The organism is Sphingobium sp. C100, assembly GCF_000508185.1.
Taxonomy (GTDB): domain Bacteria; phylum Pseudomonadota; class Alphaproteobacteria; order Sphingomonadales; family Sphingomonadaceae; genus Sphingobium.
This window is the reverse complement of the sequence record NZ_AYOY01000112.1, coordinates 33,097-55,775: the sequence shown is the minus strand read 5'-3', so window position 1 is coordinate 55,775 and position 22,679 is coordinate 33,097. Positions and strand designations below refer to the sequence as shown.

General features: G+C 64.7%; 26 protein-coding genes. 10 read left to right on the top strand and 16 right to left on the bottom strand.

The annotated features are described in order from the left end of the window. Positions 1 to 56 precede the first annotated feature (56 nt). Together glyA and rpiB are read right to left on the bottom strand one after the other, a co-directional pair. Entirely contained in the window at positions 57 to 1,358 is a 1,302-nt protein-coding gene (glyA, locus tag C100_RS32610) for a serine hydroxymethyltransferase (protein ID WP_024019222.1), read from the bottom strand. Between the two features lie 11 nt (positions 1,359 to 1,369). Further along, positions 1,370 to 1,807: a ribose 5-phosphate isomerase B gene (gene rpiB, locus C100_RS32605; protein WP_024019221.1), complete on the bottom strand. Its 438-nt coding sequence runs from the start codon at positions 1,805 to 1,807 to the stop codon at positions 1,370 to 1,372. A 104-nt stretch (positions 1,808 to 1,911) separates the two neighbouring features. On the opposite strand from rpiB, the gene C100_RS48845 reads away from it, so the two are divergent. After that, complete coding sequence (locus C100_RS48845) at positions 1,912 to 2,079, top strand: hypothetical protein (protein ID WP_024019220.1); 168 nt, start codon at positions 1,912 to 1,914, stop codon at positions 2,077 to 2,079. A 28-nt stretch (positions 2,080 to 2,107) separates the two neighbouring features. Here C100_RS48845 and C100_RS32595 read toward each other — a convergent pair whose 3' ends face one another. Beyond that, a complete protein-coding gene (locus tag C100_RS32595) occupies positions 2,108 to 2,851 on the bottom strand; it encodes a LytR/AlgR family response regulator transcription factor (protein WP_024019219.1) in 744 nt (247 codons plus the stop codon). Positions 2,852 to 2,858: 7 nt separating this feature from the next. Continuing rightward, complete coding sequence (locus C100_RS32590; RefSeq protein ID WP_024019218.1) at positions 2,859 to 3,968, bottom strand: sensor histidine kinase; 1,110 nt, start codon at positions 3,966 to 3,968, stop codon at positions 2,859 to 2,861. A gap of 164 nt (positions 3,969 to 4,132) precedes the next feature. Between C100_RS32590 and C100_RS32585 the strand changes: the two genes are divergently transcribed. The 3 genes from C100_RS32585 (at position 4,133) to C100_RS32580 (ending at position 5,449) form a co-directional block, all read left to right on the top strand. Further along, positions 4,133 to 4,342: a hypothetical protein gene (locus C100_RS32585; protein ID WP_024019217.1), complete on the top strand. Its 210-nt coding sequence runs from the start codon at positions 4,133 to 4,135 to the stop codon at positions 4,340 to 4,342. Positions 4,343 to 4,428: 86 nt separating this feature from the next. After that, positions 4,429 to 4,683, top strand: coding sequence for a hypothetical protein (locus tag C100_RS0124380; RefSeq protein ID WP_031309045.1), 255 nt, complete (start codon positions 4,429 to 4,431; stop codon positions 4,681 to 4,683). Positions 4,684 to 4,900: 217 nt separating this feature from the next. Then, the gene (locus tag C100_RS32580) at positions 4,901 to 5,449 is read left to right on the top strand and encodes a hypothetical protein (RefSeq protein ID WP_031309043.1); all 549 of its coding nucleotides are present in this window, start codon (positions 4,901 to 4,903) and stop codon (positions 5,447 to 5,449) included. 156 nt (positions 5,450 to 5,605) lie between these two features. Here the strand turns inward: C100_RS32580 and C100_RS32575 are convergent, their stop codons facing one another. After that, complete coding sequence (locus C100_RS32575) at positions 5,606 to 6,262, bottom strand: alpha/beta hydrolase (RefSeq protein ID WP_024019213.1); 657 nt, start codon at positions 6,260 to 6,262, stop codon at positions 5,606 to 5,608. A 168-nt stretch (positions 6,263 to 6,430) separates the two neighbouring features. Between C100_RS32575 and C100_RS32570 the strand changes: the two genes are divergently transcribed. From C100_RS32570 to blaSGM, 4 genes are read left to right on the top strand one after another with little or no spacing between them, the layout of a single operon-like run. Beyond that, positions 6,431 to 7,495, top strand: coding sequence for a cysteine desulfurase family protein (locus C100_RS32570; protein WP_024019212.1), 1,065 nt, complete (start codon positions 6,431 to 6,433; stop codon positions 7,493 to 7,495). After that, positions 7,492 to 8,580 (top strand): cysteine desulfurase family protein, encoded by a 1,089-nt coding sequence (locus C100_RS32565; protein WP_024019211.1) that lies wholly within the window; start codon positions 7,492 to 7,494, stop codon positions 8,578 to 8,580. The genes C100_RS32570 and C100_RS32565 overlap by 4 nt, the downstream gene beginning before the upstream one ends. An 18-nt stretch (positions 8,581 to 8,598) precedes the next feature. Further along, on the top strand, positions 8,599 to 8,934 hold the full coding sequence (locus tag C100_RS32560) for a 2Fe-2S iron-sulfur cluster-binding protein (protein ID WP_024019210.1): 336 nt from the start codon (positions 8,599 to 8,601) through the stop codon (positions 8,932 to 8,934). Between the two features lie 8 nt (positions 8,935 to 8,942). Further along, complete coding sequence (gene blaSGM, locus C100_RS32555; protein ID WP_024019209.1) at positions 8,943 to 9,908, top strand: SGM family class A beta-lactamase; 966 nt, start codon at positions 8,943 to 8,945, stop codon at positions 9,906 to 9,908. Positions 9,909 to 10,068: 160 nt separating this feature from the next. Here blaSGM and C100_RS32550 read toward each other — a convergent pair whose 3' ends face one another. From C100_RS32550 to C100_RS32520, 8 genes are all read right to left on the bottom strand, one after another. Then, positions 10,069 to 10,362 (bottom strand): hypothetical protein, encoded by a 294-nt coding sequence (locus C100_RS32550; protein ID WP_024019208.1) that lies wholly within the window; start codon positions 10,360 to 10,362, stop codon positions 10,069 to 10,071. 163 nt (positions 10,363 to 10,525) lie between these two features. After that, entirely contained in the window at positions 10,526 to 11,200 is a 675-nt protein-coding gene (gene pyrF / locus C100_RS32545; protein WP_024019207.1) for an orotidine-5'-phosphate decarboxylase, read from the bottom strand. Then, complete coding sequence (locus tag C100_RS32540; RefSeq protein WP_024019206.1) at positions 11,197 to 11,547, bottom strand: lipopolysaccharide assembly protein LapA domain-containing protein; 351 nt, start codon at positions 11,545 to 11,547, stop codon at positions 11,197 to 11,199. Before C100_RS32540 ends, pyrF begins: the two co-directional genes overlap by 4 nt. Before the next feature lie 32 nt (positions 11,548 to 11,579). Continuing rightward, complete coding sequence (locus C100_RS0124370) at positions 11,580 to 12,449, bottom strand: aldose 1-epimerase (protein WP_031309039.1); 870 nt, start codon at positions 12,447 to 12,449, stop codon at positions 11,580 to 11,582. Between the two features lie 17 nt (positions 12,450 to 12,466). Next, on the bottom strand, positions 12,467 to 13,879 hold the full coding sequence (locus tag C100_RS32535; protein WP_031309038.1) for a sugar porter family MFS transporter: 1,413 nt from the start codon (positions 13,877 to 13,879) through the stop codon (positions 12,467 to 12,469). A 21-nt stretch (positions 13,880 to 13,900) separates the two neighbouring features. Then, positions 13,901 to 14,776, bottom strand: coding sequence for an SMP-30/gluconolactonase/LRE family protein (locus C100_RS32530; RefSeq protein ID WP_031309037.1), 876 nt, complete (start codon positions 14,774 to 14,776; stop codon positions 13,901 to 13,903). 1 nt (position 14,777) lies between these two features. Beyond that, a complete protein-coding gene (locus C100_RS32525; protein ID WP_024019202.1) occupies positions 14,778 to 15,554 on the bottom strand; it encodes an SDR family NAD(P)-dependent oxidoreductase in 777 nt (258 codons plus the stop codon). Beyond that, entirely contained in the window at positions 15,551 to 16,696 is a 1,146-nt protein-coding gene (locus tag C100_RS32520; protein WP_031309035.1) for a fumarylacetoacetate hydrolase family protein, read from the bottom strand. Before C100_RS32520 ends, C100_RS32525 begins: the two co-directional genes overlap by 4 nt. Positions 16,697 to 16,861: 165 nt before the next feature. Here C100_RS32520 and C100_RS32515 point away from each other — a divergent pair, with 165 nt between their 5' ends. Continuing rightward, positions 16,862 to 17,056 carry a hypothetical protein gene (locus tag C100_RS32515; RefSeq protein ID WP_024019200.1) on the top strand — a complete coding sequence of 65 codons (195 nt, stop codon included), beginning with the start codon at positions 16,862 to 16,864 and terminating at the stop codon, positions 17,054 to 17,056. Positions 17,057 to 17,274: 218 nt separating this feature from the next. Here C100_RS32515 and C100_RS32510 read toward each other — a convergent pair whose 3' ends face one another. Further along, on the bottom strand, positions 17,275 to 17,715 hold the full coding sequence (locus C100_RS32510; RefSeq protein WP_031309033.1) for an EF-hand domain-containing protein: 441 nt from the start codon (positions 17,713 to 17,715) through the stop codon (positions 17,275 to 17,277). Between the two features lie 276 nt (positions 17,716 to 17,991). Between C100_RS32510 and purB the strand changes: the two genes are divergently transcribed. Beyond that, on the top strand, positions 17,992 to 19,308 hold the full coding sequence (gene purB / locus C100_RS32505; RefSeq protein WP_024019198.1) for an adenylosuccinate lyase: 1,317 nt from the start codon (positions 17,992 to 17,994) through the stop codon (positions 19,306 to 19,308). A gap of 66 nt (positions 19,309 to 19,374) precedes the next feature. Here the strand turns inward: purB and C100_RS32500 are convergent, their stop codons facing one another. Both C100_RS32500 and C100_RS32495 read right to left on the bottom strand, forming a co-directional pair. After that, a complete protein-coding gene (locus C100_RS32500; protein ID WP_024019197.1) occupies positions 19,375 to 20,448 on the bottom strand; it encodes a LacI family DNA-binding transcriptional regulator in 1,074 nt (357 codons plus the stop codon). Positions 20,449 to 20,522: 74 nt separating this feature from the next. Further along, positions 20,523 to 22,667 carry an alpha-glucuronidase family glycosyl hydrolase gene (locus C100_RS32495; RefSeq protein WP_031309032.1) on the bottom strand — a complete coding sequence of 715 codons (2,145 nt, stop codon included), beginning with the start codon at positions 22,665 to 22,667 and terminating at the stop codon, positions 20,523 to 20,525. Between the last annotated feature and the right edge of the window lie 12 nt (positions 22,668 to 22,679).

Below are 22,679 nucleotides of genomic sequence, written 5' to 3'. Positions count from 1 at the left end.
TTTCTCGACAAGCTCGAAACGAACGGCTCTCCAGCCTTTAATAGATCGGCCAGCCTTTAATAGATTGGGAAGCGCGCCGTCAGGCCCAGCACCTTTTCCCGCACATGCGCCTCGACCTGGCCATCGCCTTCGTCGCCATTGCGCTTGAGGCCGTCCACGACCTCCGCGATCAGGCGGCCGATCTGGCGAAACTCTTCCTCGCGGAAGCCGCGTGTCGTGCCGGCCGGGGTGCCCAGCCGCACGCCGGAGGTGACGAAGGGGCTGGCCGTGTCGAACGGCACATTATTCTTGTTGCAGGTGATGTAAGCGCGATCGAGCGCCTTTTCCGCTGCCTTGCCGGTGGTGTTCTTGGCGCGCAGATCGACCAGCATCAGGTGATTGTCGGTGCCGCCCGACACGATCGACAGGCCGGCCTCGGCCAGCGTTTCCGCCAGCGCCTTCGCATTGGCGACGATCTGATGCGCATAGGCCTTGAATTCCGGCGTCAGCGCTTCCTTGAACGCCACCGCTTTGGCCGCGATGATGTGCATCAGCGGGCCGCCCTGAAGGCCGGGGAAGATCGCGCTATTGAGCTTCTTGGCGATCGCCTCGTCATTGGAGAGGATGATGCCCGAGCGGGGACCGCGCAGCGACTTGTGCGTCGTCGTCGTGGTGACATGGGCGTGCGGCACGGGCGAAGGGTGCGCGCCGCCTGCGACCAGGCCGGAAAAATGCGACATGTCGGCAAGCAGATAGGCGCCCACTTCGTCCGCAATCTCACGGAAGCGCGGGAAATCCCACACGCGCGAATAGGCGGTGCCGCCGCAGATGATGAGCTTGGGCTTGCACTCGCGGGCGATGCGGGCGACTTCGTCCATGTCGATCAGATGATCGTCCTGGCGCACGCCATAGGCGACGGGGTTGAACCATTTGCCGCTCATGTTCACCGGCGACCCGTGGGTCAGGTGACCGCCTGACGACAGGTCGAGGCCCATGAAGGTGTCGCCCGGCTGGAGCAGCGCCAGGAACACGGCCTGGTTCATCTGGCTGCCGCTATTGGGCTGGACGTTGGCGAAGTTTGATCCGAACAGCTGCTTGGCGCGCTCGATCGCCAGCGTTTCGACGACGTCGGCATATTCGCAGCCGCCATAATAGCGCTTGCCCGGATAGCCTTCGGCATATTTGTTGGTGAAGATCGAGCCGGCGGCCTCCAGCACGGCCTTGGACACGATATTTTCGGACGCGATCAGTTCGATCTTGTCCTGCTGGCGCTTGAGTTCCTTGCCGATCGCATCGAAGATTTCGGGATCGGCGCTGGCGAGATCTTCGTTGAAGAAGCCGGCCTGACGAATGGCGGGGGCGAGGGTGTCAGTGCTCATCGAAGATCCTTTCAGAGCGCGGGCTGGGACAATTTATCGACGCGGCCGGTATGGCGGCCTCCGCCGAATTCCGTGGAGAGGAAAGCGGTGACGCACGCTCTGGCCATGTCGGCGCCGGTCAGGCGGGCGCCCATGGCCAGGACATTGGCGTCATTATGTTCGCGCGCCAGGGCGGCCGAAAGCGGCTCGCCCACCAGCGCGCAGCGACAGGCGGGATTGCGGTTGACCGCGATAGAGATGCCGATGCCCGATCCGCATAGCGCGATGCCGCGCTCCGCCGCGCCGGACGCGACTGCTGTCGCGAGCTTGTAACCAAAATCGGGATAATCGACGCGATCAGTGGTCGCTGGACCCAGATCGTCGACCTCATGGCCTTCGTCGCGCAGCCACTGGGCAAGGTCCGCCTTCATGTCGATGGCGGCATGATCCGAAGCGATAGCGATTTTCATGGGTTGCTGCGTCCCTTCACCGGCGGGTGATTCGTGTCTGCGCGCCTCATAGGAGGATGGCTCGCCAATTGCCACAGTCCAGCGTGACGCCTATGGCGCGAAGCATGAACGGCGCGATCCTTTCCATCTTGATGCTCGCGGGCATCCTGCTCACCGGCGGCGGCCTATATGCGATCATCAGCAAGGGCGATCGCAAGCGCGGGGCGCTGATGATCGTCGCCGGGCTGGTGATGTTCGCCAATGTGATGATTGCAGCAATACCGCTGGACTAGCCGCAACTGCTCCTGAAGCGGGGACGCATCAACGCCCGGTCATGGCCCGCGCATTGGCGAGGAAGGTGCGGCCGATGCGGATTTCGCCGCCATCCGCCAGCGCGGCGAACCACACCCCGCTGCCGTCGTGGCGCAGGCGCGCAATATGGTCGCGGCGCACAATGTGCGATCGATGCAGCCGGACGAACTGCTGAGGGTCCAGCCGTTCCTCCAGCGAACTGATCGTCTGGTGGAGCAGATAGCTGTGGGCGCCCACATGCAGGCGCATATAATCGCGCTCCGCCTCGATCCGGTCGATCTGGTCGGCGGCGATGCGGATCAGTTCCGACCGATGCGGCACCCAGAATTCCTCCGCCCACTCCGCTTGCGGCTCGCTTGCAGGCGCGGCCGTTTCGGGCAGCCGGTTGCGCAGTGCCGCCTCCACCCGGTCGATCGCGCGGGTCAGCCGGTCATGCGCGACGGGCTTGAGCATATAATCCACTGCGGCCAGATCGAACGCCTCGACCGCGAAGCCCTCGAACGCGGTGACGAAGATCACCGCCGGGCGGATGCCCAGCCGCCCGACCGCGCGCGCGACGCCGATGCCGTCGAGCAGCGGCATGGCGATGTCCAGCATGACCAGGTCGGGCTTCAATCCTTCGATCAGGCGCAGCGCCGCCTCGCCATCGCCGGCGGTGCCGACCAGGGCGATGCGCGGCTCGCGCGCGCACAGCATCTGGAGGCGCTCGATCGCGAGCGGCTCGTCATCGACGATCATCGTGCGGATGGACATGATGGTTTCAGCAGCCCCGGCGAATGATGGGTAGGGTGAGCAGGACGGCGAAGCCGCCGGCATCGCGCGGACCATAGACGATGCGCCCCTGATCGCCAAAGCGAGCGGTCAGCCGGTCGCGGACGTTGGCAAGGCCGATGCCGCTGCCGCCATCCGCCTTGTCGGGCGGGTTGGAACCGTCGTCGGTGACGTTGATATGCATGAGGTCGCCATCCTCCCGCGCGGTGATGCGGATTTCCACCGGCTTCGACGTGCGCGACACGCCATATTTGATCGCGTTTTCGACCACCGGCTGAAGGATGAGGCCCGGCACGCAGGCGCCCATCAGTGCCGGCGGAATGTCGATGACGGTCTTGAGCCGGTCGGGGAAGCGCACCGCCTCGATATCCAGGTAGAGTTTCTGGAGATGCACTTCCTCTTCCAGCGGCACCTCCTCCAGCGGGTCTCCGGTCAGGCTGGTGCGATAGAAGTTGCTGAGCGACATGATCATCTGCTCGGCTTCATCGCGCCGGTCCTTCATGACCAGGGAAGAGAGGGAATTGAGCGTGTTGAACAGGAAATGCGGATTCACCTGATAGCGTAGGGAGCGCAATTCGGCCTGTTGCGCGGCCTGTTCCAGCCGGGCGGCGCGGCGTTCCACCCGGCGCGCTTCGCCGGCATAGGAAAGGGCGAGATAGAGGCCGGCCCAGGCGGACAGGAAGAAGAAGCGGCTGATCGCGTCCTCGACGATGCTGACCAGGGCGTAATTTTCCTCCGCCGCTTTCTTCTGCATCTCGGCGTCGGCGAACATGGTCGGATCATAGACATTGAACATGTAATAATTGGCCGCCGCCATCGCCAGCGCGAAGGGCAAGGCGAGCGAGAAGGCCGCCACCACCCGCTGCGCCAGCGGCCGCGTGTCGAAGCGGCGCAGGACGAGATAGAGAATCCAGGTGATGATGATGCCGATCACCGCCACGACCATGCGGCGCGCGGCCATCTCCATTTGCGAATCGAACCCGATGACGGTGGCGCGCAGGCTGACCAGGATCGTGTAGAAAAGCCAGAAACCCAATATGGAATAGAGCGCGATCGCAGGCGAGACGCCGCGTTCGCCGTCGTCGGGGAACAGTGTCATGTGGCCTGTTTACGCGCTCGCGCGCCGCTTGTCGCCCCGTCCGCTGGTAGCTGGTCGAAAGGCCATGCTTGTTTGTCGAACGATCAACAGCGGAACCGCCGCCCCGAACCGGCCGTTGATCCGGGACAAATGTGCACGCCCCCTGCGGCGCAAGGAGAGCAAAGATGAACGACAAAAATGACGTCCGGCCCAACAGCCGCGAGGAAGCCGGCGACGAACGGGAAACCGACACGCAGGACCATGCCCTGACGCGCGAGGAGAAGTTGGAGGAAGGCCTGAAGGATTCGATGGACGCATCCGACCCGCCGGCGACCACCCGACCGGGCGATAACGGCGACCCGGTTCCTTCTTCGGGCTATCGCGAACGGGATTGATGGCGGCGGCGTCGATTTATGCTATTTTACCAGGGCGGAAGCGCGAATTGGCCGCCGCAACCCTGGTGAGAGAGGAGCGACCGTTCATGCCCACGTCCTGCACCCCCGCTGTCGAACGCATTGCCCGAGTGCTGGCCGGACGACAGTTGAGCCTGAACGGCGAGGGTAAAGACCCCCACGCTTCGGGCGCCGTGGATGCCGCATGGCGCGATCATGTCGAGGATGCCTATGCCATTCTCAACACATTGCGGGAGCCCGACGCGCAGATGGCGCAGGCCGGCGACGTGGCGGTCTGGCGCAGCATGATCGGCGCAGTGCTTGGCTCCCGGGCCGGGGCATAGGAATGTCTGGCTATGACGTCGCCGACATCGGTCTAGACAGGTTGACCGACGCGCCGCGCTGCGCTGTCATCATCCTGTCGCATCGGCCCGATTTTCATGTTGCGCCGCAAAAAGAAATCTGGTCCCCTGTGAATGACGGTGGAACCGGCGCTTAAGCTTCCAGTAACCATAGAGGGCGCATGTTCTGCCGTACGACTTGAAGTCGGAGGGCAAGGACATGGGCACAAGTGCAAGACCGGCGGACGGGGCCATCACCCTGGCGGAGTTGCGTGAATTCGCCAGCTTCGAATCTGCCACGCAACGTTATATTCGTCGATCACTGGATATCGGGCTGCGCCGCCGCGACGCGATGAAATTATGGTCGCGCGACCTGGTGGAGGAAGCCTCCATCCGCGCGCAGGCGCGCATCTACGGCCGGCTGGACGAGATCAAGGGGCGGGTGCCCGACGACAGCGGGCTGGAGCAGGTGGAGCCCTTCATGGCGCCGCTGGTGACCATTTCCGCCTTCGACCTGGGGCAGGACCGGCTGGGCAGTTTTTCGGCCTATCGCTTCCTGTATGAACGTTTGCTGGGCGCGGGATCGCGGCCGTGGTTGCCGGGCGCCTTCTGCGCGGCGGCCAGCCTGCCGCATCTCCATCCCGAAAAGCGGCGGTTGCTGCTCCAGTCGATCAGCGAAGCGGCGGCGACAGCGGCGGGCTGGTCCAACCGCGAGCCGACCTTCTACCCCGAATGGGTGGAAAAGGTGGACATGAGCAAGGCGAACTGATCCGCGCTGGCCGTCCTCTCCGGGGGGAAGGACGGCTGATCCAGCGGATCGGAAGGGGCGCGACGGCACGGGCCGGCCGCGCCCTTTTTTGCGCCGACGATCGACGAAAAAAGGGCGGCCGATCGGCAGCCCTTTGCTCAGTCGAACAGCTGATCTTCAGCGGATCGGCGAATCGGGCGACAAACGCATGTCGAGATAATTGTCGACCGACTTCATCAGCTGGTCGAGTTCATGTTCGAAGAAATGGTTCGCGCCCTTGATCTCGTCATGATGGATTGTGATGCCCTTCTGGGTGCGCAGCTTGTCGACCAGCTTCTGCACTGCGCTTGCGGTCACCACTTCGTCAGACGTCCCCTGCACGATGATGCCCGACGAGGGGCAGGGCGCGAGGAATGAGAAATCATACATGTTCGCGGGCGGTGCGACCGAGATAAAGCCGCGGATTTCCGGGCGACGCATCAGCAATTGCATACCGATCCAGGCGCCGAAGGAAAAGCCGCCGATCCAGGTGGTTTGCGCTTCGGGATGGAAGCTCTGCACCCAGTCGAGCGCCGCCGCGGCGTCGCTCAGTTCGCCGATGCCATTGTCGAACGTGCCCTGGCTGCGGCCCACGCCCCGGAAGTTGAAGCGCAGCACGGCAAAGCCGCGCCGCACGAAGGTCTTGTAGAGCGCCTGGGTGATGCGGTCGTTCATCGTGCCGCCGCCCTGGGGATGCGGGTGCAGGATCATGGCGACCGGCGCGCGCGGACGGGGCGGGGGGCTGAAGCGGCCTTCGAGGCGACCTTCGGGTCCGGGAAAGATTACGTCGGGCATGGCACCTGTTATGGTTCTGGGCCGCCCGGCCCCGACAGGGAGCCAAGCGGCAAATGGATTCGGATCGCGCGCGCCATGGCTGGGCATCGGGGCTTCGCGCTGGCGCGGCACGGCAAACCGCCTATATAGAAGGCGCCGCCATTTCCGCAATCAATGAGTAACGCCCGCTTGGCCGCCGACCGTCTTTATCTGGATCATGCCGCAACCACCCCGATGCTGCCCGAGGCGCGCGTCGCCATGGCGGCCGCGATGGAGGGGTGGGCCAATCCGTCCAGCCCGCACGCCGATGGACGCGCGGCGCGCGCCATGCTGGAAGAGGCGCGGCGCCGCGTCGCAGCATCGCTGGGTTGGGGCGGGCATGTCATCTTCACCTCCGGCGCGAGCGAGGCGATCTCCATCGGGCTCACGCGGGCGAAGGCGGGCCGGATATTCACTTCGCCGGTCGAGCATGACGCAGTCCTGCGCGTGACGAACGATGCGCAGCGCCTGGCGGTGGATGGCGACGGCATGGTTTCCCTTGCCCCATCAGGCGATGCCGGCTTTCACGGGCATGACGCGATGCTGGCCATTCAACACGTCAATAACGAGACGGGTGTGATCCAGCCGCTCGACCAGCTTGATCGCCACGGTGCGATCCTGTTCGCCGATTGCGCCCAGAGCGCGGGCAAGCTGCCGCTGCCAAACGCCGACATGATCGCGATCAGCGCGCATAAATTTGGCGGGCCGCCGGGGATCGGCGCACTGTTGCTCCGTGACCTGGCGCTGATCGAGCCGAGCGGCGGGCAGGAGCAGGGCTATCGCCCCGGCACGGAAAATCTCCCCGCGATCCTGGCCATGGCCGCCGCGCTGGAGGCGGGGACAGGCTGGCTGGACCGGGCGGCGGCGCTGCGCGCGCGGCTCGACGCGGGTATCGAGGCGGCGGGCGGCGTCATCGTCGCGCGGGATGCGCCGCGCAGCCCCGCCATCGCCAGCTACCGGATGCCTGGCCTGTCGGCGCGCGCCCAGTTGATCCAGTTCGACCTTCAGGGGATTTCGGTGTCGGCGGGCAGCGCCTGTTCATCCGGCTCGCTCAAGACCAGCCATGTGCTGGGGGCGATGGGTTGGGACGATGCGGCGGCGTCCGAAGTGGTTCGCGTCAGCTTCGGCCCGCAGACCGGTGACGCGGACATCGACCGTTTCCTCACCGTCTGGACCGGCATGGCGGCCAAAGCCAGGGGATATGCGCGGCGATGATCTATCTCGATTATCAGGCGACGACGCCGCTCGCGCCCGAAGCGTTCGACGCCATGGTGCCGCTGCTGCGCGACCAGTTCGCCAATCCGCACAGCGCCCACCGGCCGGGCCGCGCCGCCGCCGCGCAGGTGGAAGTGGCGCGCGAAGAGGTTGCGCGACTGTTGCCGCCGGACGGGCATGTCCTGTTCACCTCCGGCGCGACCGAGGCGCTCAACATCGCGATCCAGGGCGCGCCGCCGGGCGGCATCGTCACCATCGCCACCGAACATGCGGCCATACTCGACACGGTGGAAGCGATGCGGCGCGCGGGCCGCGCCGTGACGGTGCTGCCGGTCGGCGCCGACGGACTGGTCGACCTGGAAGCGGCGCGCGCCGCCATTCGCCCCGGCGTGGCGTTGGTCGCGGCCATGCTGGTCAACAATGAAATCGGCGTGATCCAGCCGATCGCGGATTTGGCCGGGCTGGCGCATCAGGCGGGCGCGCTGTTCCTGTGCGACGCGGTGCAGGGCTATGGCCGCGTGCCGATCCCGGATGCGTGCGACATGATAGCGATCAGCGCACACAAGATTCACGGGCCAAAAGGGGTCGGCGCATTATGGCTGCGCGATGGGGTAAAGCCCGCTCCGCTGATCCATGGCGGCGGTCAGGAAGGGGGGCTGCGCTCGGGCACGCTTTCACCCGCGCTGTGCGCTGGCTTCGGTGTCGCCGCGCGGCTGATGCGCGAACGCGCGGATGCCGACCGCGCCCATGTCCAAAACCTCGCCCGCATGGCGCGCGACCTGTTCGGGGCGTGGACGCTGAACGGCAGCGAGAGGCGGCGTTATCCGGGCAATCTCAACCTGCGGCAGGATGCCATCGACGGCGCCCGGCTGTTGTCTTATTGCCGCAATATTGCTTTTTCGCTCGGTAGCGCTTGCGCAAGCGGGTCCGGGCGGCCTAGCCATGTGCTGCGCGCGCTGGGCCTGACGGACAGGCAGGCGCGCGGATCGGTGCGGATCGGTTTTGGCCGCTACACGACGCCGGACGAACTGGAGAGGGCTGCAAAGGCATTGAATGAGGCGGCAATCGCACAAGCGGCGCCGTGACAAGGGAGCGTCGCATCAATGACCAGGGTCACCTTCATCAGCGCTGACGGAGAGCGGCGGCAGGAGGTCGATGCCCCGGCGGGATCGGTCCTGCTGGACGTCGCACAGGCCGTCGGCCAGCCGCTGGAGGGGACATGCGAGGGGCAGATGGCCTGTTCCACCTGCCATGTGATCGTCGATGCCGATGATTTCGCGAAACTGCCGCGCGCCAGTGAGGATGAGGAAGACATGCTCGACCTGGCCGCCGCCGCCACCCGCACCAGCCGCCTGTCCTGCCAGATCATCCTGAATGATGCGCTGGCCACGCTGACCGTCCGCATCCCGGACGAATCCTACAATATGCAGGGAATGTGAACCCGGCCATGAAGATGTTGACCGCCTTTGCCGCGCTGGCCCTGCTCGCCGCGCCCGCGACCGCCGCAAACCAGCAGAAACAGCCGGTCAAGGAACCGGTGCCGACCGGCAATCTGGATTCGCTGATGCCCGCCGCGCCGCGCTACCTGGTGCCGCAGTCGGCCCTGGCGGAGGTGCGCAATCCCAAGGAGATCGAGGAAGAAACCGGCGGTCGGCTGGGCGTCGCGCTGGTCGATCGTCAGGGCGCGCTGATCCTCGGCTTCAACCGCGACGAGCGTTTCGCCATGTGCTCGACCTTCAAGGCGCCGCTGGCGGCCGCTGTGCTGACCGGCGCGGAAGGCGGCAAGTTCGGGCTGGAGGGGCAAATCCCCTTCGGCAGCGACGACATTCTCGATTACGCCCCGGTGGTGAAGAAGAACAAGAAGCGCGGCCGCATGAGCATGAGCGAACTGGCGCAGGCGGCGGTGGAGGTGAGCGACAACAGCGCGGCCAACCTGTTGCTGCCGATGCTGGGCGGGCCGGAGGGGCTGACCGCCTTCATCCGCGCACATGGCGACAGCGTGACGCGGCTGGATCGCAATGAGCCGACGCTCAATGAAAATGCGCAGGGCGACCCGCGCGACACCACCACGCCCGCCGCCATGGCCGGTTTGATGGGGCGCCTCTTCTTTCGCGACATGTCGGCACAGAGCGCCGACACGCTGCGCGCCTGGTTCAACGCCAGCAGCACGGGCGACAAGCGGATCAAGGCGGGCCTGCCCGAAGGCTGGACATCGGGCAGCAAAACCGGGACATGCGGCAATGCTTATAATGACGTGGCGCTGGTGAAATCGCCGGCCGGCGACGAATATATCCTCGCCATCTATCTCGATCGGCCGACGGTGGACGCGAAGAAGGCCGAGGCGGCGATCGCAGAAACCGCGCGCGCGGCGCTGAACTTCGTGGGGCAGGCGCAGAAAAGCGGGCTGGAATAGACCGCGCGCCGGGCGGACTGGCCGGTAGCGGCCATTTTTGGTCACTCTGCCAGATTATCCTTATCCCTGAAACTGGCCACTCATTTAGATGGCCCGTTGAACGCTGAAAGACGAAATTGGTGGAAAGCTGCCGTTCCTGCTTACATACAGGCCGATATAATCAGCGCCTTAAGGCGACAGCGTTTGCGCAGATGTTCGACATAACGAACAGTGCTGTCCCGATCCAGAACGGAAAAGCGAGCAGCACTGGAGCCGCCAAGCTGATGCCTACAATTGCGGACGCAAGAATAACTACGACCACGCGCCAAGACGGTAGTTCGCGGTATCGAACCTCGCCACTATCCCCAAACGCTCCGACAATCATCTTGAAGCGCTCGAAAATCGCCCAATCCAATGCCACCCCAACCGCGACTGCGGTAACGATATGGATGGCCAGCGACTGAGTGTAGGTCATAGGGCTGTCGTAGCATATGAGGCAATGTCCGCCAGTGGGCGATTGTTGCCGAACGATCTTTACAGCCCAGCGTCAGCTATTACCGGTCATCTCTCCAAAAGCAGACAGTCGCCTACCCACCCGCCACGGGCATTCGCGCATGTCGGCAAGCTACCCAGCCGCCTTATAGCGTCGCTTCGATTTCCCGTGCGGCGAGGTCGGGGTTTTCCGCCAGGCTGATCGGCCGTCCCACCACCAGGATCGACGCGCCGTTGTCGAGTGCATGACGCGGGGTCACCGCGCGCTTCTGGTCGCCCAGCGCGCCGCCGGCCGGGCGCACGCCGGGCACGACGAAGAAGCCGTCATGCCAGGCGGCCTTCGCCATCGCGACTTCCTCGCCGGAACAGACGATTCCGTCCAGTCCCGCGCTCTGCGCCAGGTCGGCCAGGCGACGGACCTGATCTCCAGCCTTGCCGCCCACGCCGATGTCGAGCAGGTCGCCATCGTCGAGGCTGGTTAGCACGGTCACGGCCACGACCTTGGTATTGACCCCCGCCGCCGCCTTGGCGTCCTCCAGCATCGCGCGGCCGCCCCCGGCGTGGACAGTCAGGATCGCCGGTTCCAGCAGGTGCAGCGCCTGCACCGCCTTCGCCACCGTGTTGGGAATGTCGTGCAGCTTGAGGTCGAGGAAGATCGGCAGTTCGAACTTCATCATTTCATGCACGCCATGATGGCCATGGGCGCAGAAAAATTCGAGTCCCAGCTTCAGCCCGCCGACATGATGACGCACCTGTCCCGCCAGATGCTGCGCCTTGGCGAGGTCTGGCGTGTCGATGGCGACATAGATGGGACTTCTCATGCAGGGCCTGTGATGTTGGGGGTGGAGGGCAGGGGTTCGCCAGCCGAAAGGGCCGGCGCGTCGGAATAGGACGGCGGAGTTGCCGGAACGGCCGGCGCAGCGGTGGCCGCGACCAGCGCGCGCTGCGTGTTGTCGAGCCGCCGCTTCAACCGCCAGCGCGTCGCCCGCGCCATCACCCAGAAGGGCAGCGCGCCGAGCAGGAATGCGCCGATCAGCAGCACCGGCAGCTTGGTTTCCATGACCAGGTCGCCCCATAGCCTGACGGTCACGGGCACATAATTGGCCATGCAGAAAAAGACGAGCGCCACGGCGATGACGACCCAGAAGGCGGTCCGCAGAAATTGCATTGGCTGATACCCTCGCTGCCGTTTGTGACAGCTTAGGCGATCGCGTCGGATTTCGGAAGCGTCTGATCGCTTTTGTCGATCGCGATGGTCATGGAAAGGCTGGCCGTGCCGCCTGGCGGCAGAATCGGCATGGTCCCGCGATGGATCGCGTCGGGCATGTGGCTGACCGGCTCCAGGCAGAAATCGGCGCTGCCGGGCGGGCGATAGACATGGAGCCAGTCCGCGCCGGTGGCGGTCAGCGTCAGGCGCAGCCCGTCGCCGCGCTCGATCGTCGCCGCGCCGTCCCAGCCGCCATAGACATTGTCGATCAGCCGGTCGCCGCGCACGATTGCCAGCCGCGACCAGTCGCCCAGCGCGTCGGCGGGCGCTTCGCGGTCCGGCAGCATGTCTGGCGTCGACAGCCACAGGCTGCGCGCGCCGAAGCGCAGCGTCGTCGCGGCATCGGCCATGAAATAGGGATGAAAGCCCAGGCCTGCCGGCATCGGGCGGTCGCCCGCGTTGAAAAGTGACAGCGAAATGGACAGCTGCAACGCAGTCAGCGCGACTTGCTGCTCCGCGCGATAGGGCCATGGCCAGCCAGCATCGCCACCATGGTCATGGACGAGTTGCGCGGTCGTTGCACCTGTCGCTTTCGCTGTCCATTTCGCCTGCCAGCCAAAGCCATGGAGGCTGTGCGGATGATCGCCGAAATTCAGCGGAAGCCGATAGCTTGCCCCGTCAAAATCGAAGCGCCCCTCCGCGATCCGGTTGGCATAAGGGACCAGCGGAAAACTCGCCGTGGCGAGCGGATCGTCGGCGCCGGCGGACGCGCGCCGAAGCAGGTCGGCGCCGTCCAGCGCCAGATGCAGCAGCGACCCGCCGATCGCGGGCGAGAGCGCTGCCTCCAGCGCCCCCGCCCGCAGGATGATGACCTTCTGGCTCAGCCGACCATATCCTCAAGCTCGCGGCCCTTGGTTTCATTGACCATGGCGCGCACGAAGAAGAAGGAGATGGCGGCGAACACGGCATAGCCGACATAGGCGACCGCCAGACCCGGCCAGACCACCAGCGAAGGGAAGCTGACCGAGACGACCGCATTGGCGATCCACTGGGCAAAGCCCGCGACGGCAAGTCCCGAACCGCGGATCTGGTTCGGGAACATTTCGCCCAGCATGACCCACATGATCGGGCCCCAGCTCATGTTGAAGAAGATCACGTAGAGATTGGCCGCGATCAGCGCCATCACCCCGTTATTGCCCGGCAGCATGACAGCGCCGTCCGTGCCGGTGACGGCAGTGGAAAAGGCATAGGCGACGATCGCCAGCGTGAGGGCCATGCCCGCCGAGCCGATCAGCAGCAACGGCTTGCGCCCGATCCGATCGACCATGGTGATGGTGGCGAGGCAGGCGCCGATCGACAGGACGCCGGACAGGATATTGATCTGAAGCGCATAATCTTCGGAAAAGCCGACGGCTTCCCACAGCGTCGCGCCATAATAGAAGACGACGTTGATGCCGACGAGCTGCTGAAAGACGGCGAGGCCGATGCCGGTCCACACGATCGGGCGGACCTTGCCGCTGGCCTTGTCGATCAGGTCGCTGAGCTTGGGCCGGTGATGATCGGCAGCCAGGCTGGCGCGGATCTCCGCCACCTTGCGCGTCGCTTCCTGCCCGCCGAACAGCCGGGTCAGCACCGCATGGGCGCGTTCTTCCTGCCCGCGCGCGACGAGGTAGCGCGGGCTTTCCGGGATCACCAGCAGCGCCAGGAAATAGATGGCGGCAGGGATCGCCTGAAGCCAGAACATCCAGCGCCAGGCCGGGAAGCCCAGCCACAGTTCAGCGGTCGAGCCGCCCGCATAGCGCGCGAGCACGAAGTTGGCGACGAAGGCGCCGGTCAGGCCGGAAATGATCATCACCTGCTGCACCGACGACAGGCGCCCGCGCACGGCGGCGGGGGTGACTTCGGAGATATAGACGGGGGAAATGACGCTGGCCGCGCCGACGCCCAGTCCGCCGATGATGCGGGCGAAGATGAAGATGGCCGAGGAACCGGCCGCGCCGGCCAGCAGCGCGCTGCCCAGGAACAGGATGGCGGCCAGCATCATCACGCCGCGCCGGCCGATGATGTCGGCCATGCGGCCCGCGCCGAACGCACCGATGGACGAGCCGACCAGGATGGCGCCGACATTGATGCCGATGCCCAGCTTGCCCAGGTCGAAGGCGCTTTCCAGCCCCTTTTGCGTGCCGTTGATGACGCCCGAATCATAGCCGAACATGAAACCGCCGATCGTCGCTACCGCGACGATCGCTGCAATGAAGGCCATATTGACCCTCTCGGCGCTCCCCTCACTCATCATCCTGTCCTTCCTGATCGTCTATATTGTCGCAACATGCCCCGGCAGCCCTGCGACGCCAGGGTCGAAGGCGAACAGATCGCCTGCCAGCGGCTGTTCTGTCAACGCTGTCATGTCCAGCCCCTTGCGCGCGGTCGTCGCATAGGCGGTGCGCAGGTCTTCGTCGCCAAAGGCGATTTTCGTGATGTTCGCCACCGGGAAGCGGATTTCGCGCATCAGCGTGCCCGCCGGATCATAGCGGCGCACGGCCCAGCCGCCGAACAGGCCGGTCCACAGGCATCCTTCGACGTCGATCGTCGGGCCGTCCGGATAGCCCGCGCCATCCTCGATCCGGGCGAACAGGTGCGTGTTGCCGACCGTTCCGTCCGCCGCCAGTTCGGTGCGCCAGATGCGCTTGCCCAGCGTGTCGGTGTGATAAAGGTTACGGCCATCGGGTGAGAGGGCGGGGCCGTTGGTGATCGACACCGATGGCAGGCCTGTTTCAATGCAGACGCCCTTGTGGAACCGATAGAAATAGCCGCTAACGGCCTCCTCCGCATCGTCCATCGACCCGAACCAGAGCGCCCCGTCGGGCGCGACGCAGGCGTCGTTCAGGCGATTGCCGGGCAGATGCGCTTCGGGCGCGTGGATCGCAACGAAACTGCCCCGCGCCGGATCGAATCGGTGCACGCCCGATTGCAGCCCGACCGCGAACAGCCCGTCGTCGGTCGGCACGATCCAGCCCACCTGGCCGGGCGCCGCCCAACTGCGCCCGACGCCCAGCGCCGGGTCGAAGCGGTGGATGCGATGCCCCTTGATATCGACGAACCACAAAGCGGCGTCGCGCGCTACCCATACCGGACCTTCGCCCAGCATGGCGCCGACCGTCAGGACGCTCTGCGGCACGGCAGTCCGCATCTCAGCGCCAGCCGGCATCGATGAAATAGTCATGGCCGGTGCAGAAGCGCGCATCGTCCGACGCCAGGAACATCGCCAGCGCGGCAACGTCGTGCGGCAGGATGCGGCCGTCCAGACATTGCGCCGCGACGATCTCCGCCTCGCCTTCGGGGGTATACCATTTTTCCTGGCGGGGGGTTTTTACATTGCCCGGAATGATGGTGTTGACGCGGATATTGTCGCGGCCAAGATCGCGGGCGAGGCTGCGGGTCAGCCCCTCGATCGCTGCCTTGGCGGTCTGGTATAGTGTCAGTTCGGGCAAGGCGAGGTGCCAGCTGATCGACCCGAAGTTGAGGATCACGCCGCCGCCTGCGCGCTTCATCGCGGGGACGGCCGCCTGGCTGGCGAAGAAGAAATGACGCAGATTGACGGCCATCCGTTCGTCCCAATAGGCCGGCGTCACATCGTCGATGCTGTGACGGTCGTCATTGGCGGCATTGTTGATCAAGATGTCGATCCCGCCAAGCTGGTCATCGACCGCGCCGATCATCACCTGCACCGCGTCGATGTCGCGCAGGTCGACCGCATGAAAAACGGGCGTGAACGCGGCGTCGCCAAGGTGGGCGACCACCGCTTCGCTCTCGGCCACGGCAATGTCGCAAAAGGCGACCTTCGCGCCCTGCCGGGCAAAGGCTTCGACCAGGCCCGCGCCGATGCCGCTGCCGCCGCCGGAAATGAAAACCCGTTTGCCGCTGAGACTGGGATATTGAGCGCGGCTGGGGGAGGGGACGCTGGTCATGCAGTCTCTTTCTCTTGGGCAGGGGTCAGCAAGCCGCGCGCGGCCAGATTGGTCATCAATGCGGTGAGACCGAAGGTCCAGGGCGCCGCATCCTTCGATGTCACCACCTGGTTGACCAGCTTGCCCAGGCGCGGGGTTGCGATGGTCACCACGTCGCCGACCTTGTGGGTGAAGCCGCGGCCAGGTTCGTCCCGGTCCTGTACGGGCGCGAACAGCGTCCCCAGGAACAGGGCGAAACCGTCGGGATATTGATGTTCGGACAGGGTCTGGCGCACCAGTTCCAGCGGATCGCGGCTGATCTGGTTCATGCTGCTGGCGCCTTCCAGGCGATAGCCTTCCGGTCCCTCGATGGTCAGCTCGACCTCGGCATTGCGCACGTCGTCGATGGAAAAGTCGCCGTCGAACAGGCGGATGAGCGGTCCGAGCGAGCAGGACGCATTATTATCCTTCGCCTTGCCCAGCAACAGCGCCGAGCGGCCCTCAAAGTCGCGCAAATTCACGTCATTGCCCAGAGTCGCGCCAATGGCGTTTCCGGCTGTATCGACGATCAGCACCACTTCGGGTTCGGGGTTGTTCCAGGTGGAATCGGAACGGATACCGATCTGGGCGCCAGCGCCCACCGTCGATAGGACCGGCGCCTTGGTGAAGACCTCCGCATCGGGGCCGATCGCGACCTCCAGATATTGGGACCAGAGACCATCCTCGATCAATGCGGTCTTGAGGGCGGCCGCTTCCTGCGTGCCGGGGACGACCGCGCGGATGGAACCGCCCACGCGCTCTTCCAACCGACCGCGAATGTCGGCCGCTGCGCCGGCGTCGCCGCGCGCGCGCTCTTCAATCACGCGCTCCAGCGCGGAAAGGGCAAAGGTAACGCCGCACGCCTTGACGCATTGCAGGTCGACGGGGCTGAGCAGTGGCAGGCCGATCGTTTCGAGCGGGCCAAGCGCTGTGCCGGCATTGGCGGAAAGCGGCAGTTTTTCCATCAATTGCGCGACGGTCGGCGCGACCCGGCTCATGTCGTAGGCAATGCCTTGGGCAACGAAGATCGGGCTGGGGCCGTCGGCGGTCTGGACGCGGCCGATGAACAAGCCACGGCGCCAATCGCCCGGCAGGCAGTCGAGCAAGGAAACATCCCCCGGCATCATCAACTCCTAAACGGATGGTTGTTAATTTGATAGCGCTACCAACATGGAAGCCGGTCCGAAGTCAAGAGGTGTTGCGCAAAAGGCGCTGTGGGAGGCGTTCATGCCGGCACACAGCAAGGCATCTTTTCCGCACGCGCGCTTTACGGCATAATCGCATCCACTATGAGCAAGACCGAAGACAGCGCGCCGGCCGCCGGCGTACAGGACGCTACCCCGATCAATTCCACAGCGGACCAGGCCGATTTGGCGGGCGCGGCGCGGGCATCCGCCGGCAAGGGGATATGGATGGGGACCGCGGTCGGAATTGGGTCGGCCGCCATCGTCGCCGCGCTGCTCTATGCCCGCAAGAAGACCTGATTCGCGCCTGGCGGAAGCAGGGCGGAGCTGCTCCGTTTTCTGTCCTAGTCATTTGTTTTCGAATCATTTTATGCGGAAGACCGGGTCTCACTTGTCCGCACGAGCTCTACATAAAAAAAGGGCGGCATGGCCTTCGTTCCATGCCGCCCATAATGCGACCCGTTGCGGGTTTTTTGTCCGCCCTTCGTGACAAGGCGGGGAATCCAGTCGGCGTCAGTTCAAGCGCCGCCGCCGCTGAGATAGGCAATGAGTTCCGGCTTGCTGATCATGCCGTTTTTGTCGGTGTCGGCCGTCTTGAAGGCGCCATTGGCCCATGCCGTTATCTGATCCGCCGCAAGCGGCTGACCCGTAGCCTTCATCTCCTGATGCTTGAGCGCCAGCATCCAGCGCGAAAATTCCGACTGGTCGAGCTGGCGGTCGCTATTGGCGTCATAGGCCGGAAATTCGCTGTCCACGATGGAGGCCACCGACTGGGGCTGGGCGGGCTGGGACGGCGCGGCCGGCATCGCGCCCTGGGGCTGCGCGGGTTGCGCCGGCGTCGCTGGCTGGGTGGATTGGGGATCGCCCGGCATCATGGGCTGGTTAGGTCTCATCGACTGCTGCGCCATAGCCGGCGCGGCAATAGCGAGTGCCGTTGTGAACAAAAACGCGCGGATCATTGCGATCTCCTGTTGTGCGACCTTCTTGGGAAGCACAGCCATATCGGCCGACTCCTGAATTCGTGAAGCTATAATAGTCGAACATCGGCTGTTGTTCCTGAATATCCGTTCATATTCCGTCGTTCGTCCAATATATATGTTCGATTCATCTGTTTTGCCTGCCGTGGCGGGTAATTGGATGGCGAAGCGGGGCAGTATCGGCGGTGATTTGCTAGGTCGGGGCGACACTGCTAGTCGGCGCGGCGACATTCACATCTAGCCACGCAGGATTCGCCCATGGTCCCCCGTTACGCCCGCCCGCAAATGACCGCCCTTTGGGAACCGGAAGCCCGGTTCAAAATCTGGTTCGAGATCGAGGCGCACGCGACCGAGAAATTGGGGGAACTGGGTGTGGTGCCTGTGTCGGCGGCAAAGGCGCTGTGGGAATGGTGGGCGACCAACCCTGCCATCGATGTCGCCGCGATCGATGCGATCGAGGCCGTCACCAAGCATGACGTCATCGCCTTCCTGACCTGGGTGGCCGAGCAGGTCGGCGACGAAGCGCGCTTCATGCATCAGGGCATGACCAGCTCCGACGTGCTCGACACCTGTCTCGCCGTGCAGCTTGCCCGCGCGTCCGACCTGCTGATCGAGGATATTGATAAGCTGCTCGCGGTCATCAAGCGCCGCGCCTTTGAACATAAGTTGACCCCGACCATCGGCCGCAGCCACGGCATTCATGCCGAGCCGGTCACGTTCGGGCTGAAAATGGCCGAAGCCTATGCCGAATTCAGTCGCTGCCGCGCGCGTCTCATCGCGGCCCGCGCCGAAGTCGCAACCTGCGCCATTTCCGGCGCGGTCGGCACCTTCGCCAATATCGATCCGCGCGTCGAGGAGCATGTCGCGCAGAAACTGGGCCTCGCGATCGAGCCGGTATCGACCCAGGTCATCCCGCGCGACCGCCATGCGATGTTTTTCGCGACGCTGGGCGTGATCGCCAGCTCGATCGAGCGCCTGGCCGTCGAGGTTCGCCACCTTCAGCGCACCGAGGTGCTGGAGGCGGAGGAATATTTCTCGCCCGGCCAGAAGGGCAGCAGCGCCATGCCGCACAAGCGCAACCCGGTGCTGACCGAAAATCTGACCGGCCTCGCCCGCATGGTCCGCGCCTATGCGCTGCCGGCGATGGAGAATGTGGCGCTTTGGCATGAGCGCGACATCAGCCATTCGTCGGTCGAACGCTATATCGGCCCTGATGCGACCATCACGCTCGACTTCGCGCTGGGCCGCCTGACCGGCGTGATCGACAAGCTGCTCGTCTATCCCGAGCGGATGATGAAGAATCTCGACAAGATGGGCGGCCTCGTCCACTCGCAGCGCGTGCTGCTGGCGCTGACCCAGGCGGGGGTAAGCCGCGAGGACAGCTATCACTATGTCCAGCGCAACGCCATGAAGGTGTGGGAGTCGGACGGGCAATTGTCGCTGCTGGAATTGCTGAAGGCCGACCCCGATGTCACAGCGGCGCTGCCCGCCGAACAGATTGAGGAGAAATTCAACCTCGACTATCATTTCAAGCAGGTCGACACGATATTCGAACGGGTGTTCGGCGCGATTTAAGGCCGGATCACTTTACCTGAAATGACGCGGTAGAGAGCAACGCCCGCGCGAAACGAACGGGTTTCGTTACCTGCCGCCCATTCGCGGCCGCACCCTGGGCGCGGCGTCGGACTGGCGCCGGATGAGGGCATGATCGAGCACCAGATGCTCGGTTTCGCCATTCTTCTGGCTCCTGCGCCCCTTAAGCCGCCGCACCAGCACCTCCACCGCCGCGCGCGACATGGCGCTGATCGGCTGGCGGATGGTGGTCAGTTCCGGCCAGATCGTCGTCGCCAGCGAGCTGTCGTCGAAACCGCAGACGGTGAGGTCGCCCGGCACGTCCAGTCCGCTGCGATGCGCGATCGCCACCGTCGCGGCCGCCATGTCGTCATTGCTGGCGAAGACGGCCGTGGGGGGGTCGGCCAGCGCCATGATATGTTCCGCCGCGTCCAGCCCGGACCGATAGGTGAAATAACCCTGGGCGATCAACTCGTCCTGGATTGCCAGCCCGGCCTGCTGCAACGCTTCGACATAGCCTTCGAACCGCTTGGCGCTGGCGGTCTGGTTCGGATTGCCCTTGATGAAGCCGATGCGAGTGTGGCCAAGCGCGATCAGGTGCCGGGTCATTTCATAGGCGGCCTGCCGGTCGTCGATGCTGACGGCGGACAGATCCGCCGGTGGACGGCCGGTCGCCACCGCGACGGCGGGAATACCGGCGGCCGTCAGCGCCTCGACCATCTCCTGCAGATCGCAGAGCGGCGGGGGCAGCACCACGCCGTCGATCCGACCGCGCAGCAGATGGGCGACCACATCCTGCACCGATGTCTGCTCATCCCATTTCTCGACGACCAGGTCGATGCCGCTGCGGCTGGCCTGATCCAGGCTGCCGACCAGAAATTCGCTGAGATAGGAGGCGGACGGGTTGCTGTAGAGCAGGCCGATGCGGATCTCGTCGCCGCCGGCCAGGCTGCGTGCGGCGGCGCTGGGGGCGTAGTTCAGCGCCGCAATCGCCGCCTGCACCTTCTCGCGGGTTTCCGGGCGCACCACCTGCTCGCCGTTGATCACGCGCGATACCGTCATTGGCGACACGCCGGCTCGGCGCGCGACATCGTTGATGGTGGGCGCGTTGCGCTGACGGCGGGAAGAGCGGGTATCGGTCAAATTCGGCGGCTTTCCGAAAAAAAGAGGTGCTGGGAATTGGTAGCGACATCACCCCCCATAATAGAAGCGAAAAATCACGGATTGCCTGGCGCGTAAGGAAAATCCTGCGCCTTGTACCAGTCCAGGTCATGCGCCGGCGCGTCGGACCCCGTGGGCAGGGGGCGTTTCGCAATGGACTGGAAATAAGCGATGCTCGCATCCCGCCACCATTTCGCTTCGCGATGCTGGATTTTCAGAAAGGCTTCGGTCTGGGCGAACCGCTCGGGATCGACCAGTGGACGCAAGTTCTCCCATGTCTTCTGCATGTCGGCGACATAGGCGACGCCGCGATCATAATGATGGACCAGGCCATCCCACAAAGTCTCGCCCGATTTCAGGCGATAGTCCCAGGGTAGATGATGGAACCAGAGCAATTCCTTCTCCGGCGTGGTCTTCGGATCGGCGAGCATCTTTGCGACCGGCGGCGCATATTGGGCGATGGCGTTGCTGCCGCTCTTCGTCCGGTCAAAGCCGATGCCGGTGGCGTCCGCCTTGTGATAATAGACCGGGTTCCATTCGGGCCGGGCAAGGTCGGATATCCAGGGGGCGGGGCCATAATGATGGCCAGTGCCCATGACGTGGGCAAGGCCGAGCGGCGTCATATAATCGACCGCCGCCTCACGCGATCCCATCATCATGGCGACGACCGGCTTCACCAGCTTCGGATCGGGCGTGAAGGTCATCGCGGCCCATTCGCGCGCGATCCCCTCGGCCGACAGGTCCGGGTTCCAAGCGAGGCGGCCAAAGGCATACCAGTCCGCCTGGTTGAAGATCGACCCGCTCCAGTCGCGATCGACGCCGATATTGGCGACGCCCGCTATGCCGGTCAGTTTATGGCCGTCGAGCGTGCCGTCGATCACCTCGGCGACGGTCGAGCCCTTGCCCCTGGCATAGGTATCGGCGTCCAGCGTCTCTTCGAACAAGGGGCCAAGATAGGTGAGGTGGGTCGACTGGCCCAGATATTCCTTGGTGATCTGGAATTCCATCATCAGCGGCGTTTTCGGCATCGCGCCGAACAGGGGATGGAACGGCTCGCGCGGCTGGAAGTCGATCGCGCCATTCTTCACCTGCACGATGACATTGTCGGCGAACGTGCCGTCGAGCGATTTGAAATCGTCATAGGCCTGTTTGGCGCGGTCGTCGGGATTGTCATGCGCGTAGACGAAGGCGCGCCACATCACGATGCCGCCATGGGGCTTCACCGCTGCGGCCAGCATGTTCGCGCCGTCGGCATGGGTGCGGTCATAATCCTGCGGTCCCGGCTGGCCTTCGCTGTTTGCCTTGACCAGGAACCCGCCGAAATCGGGGATCGCCCTGTAGATTTCGTCGGCCTTCGCCTTCCACCAGGCGGCGACCTGGGGATCGAGCGGATCGGCGGTCTTGAGGCCGTCCAATTCCATCGGCGCGGTCCATTTGACCGACAGATAGACCTTGATGCCATAGGGACGGAAGACATCGGCCAGCGCCGCCGCCTTGGCGATATAGGGGGCGGTCAGGCTGGTCGCCTTGGCATTCACATTGTTGAGGACAGTGCCGTTGATGCCGATCGAGGCGTTGGCGCGGGCATAGTCGGTGTAGCGCGGCCCTTTATAATCGGGCAGGCGCCACCAGTCCCAGATCGACTGGCCGGCATAGCCGCGCTCCACCATGCCATCCAGATTGTCCCAATGGTTGAGCAGGCGCAGCTTGATCTTAGGCGCGCTGCGAATGTCGAGCCGGTCCAGCGGCGCGCCGCTCTGCGCCAGGCGCAGCCAGTGGAAGGCGCCGTGCAAAAGTCCCACGTCGCTGTTCGCGGCGATCAGGGTCACGGCCTTGCCATCGGCCTGTGTCGATCGGATGGCATAGCCTTCGTCGCCAAGGCCATCGAGCGCGACGGGAAGCGTGGCATCGGTCGCCGGCGTCGCCAGCCAGAGCGCACCCTGCGCCACGGCGCGGGTCAGGGCAGGAGTGGTATGCGTCATGCCCAAAAGGCCGCGCTGCAACTCTTGCGTCGCGGCGGTCAGCGTGGCGTTGTGGCCGGTTGTCGCGATTGCGGTTGCGTGGCGGGTGATCTCGCCCGCCCGCGCGTCGTTCGCCGGGGCGTAACGGAGCCATAAATCATAACCGTCCTCGGCCGACGCGGCCGGGGCGACGCTTATCATAGCCACGGCTATCAAATAGCAGAACAGGCGCGCTATCACTCATCCCTCTCC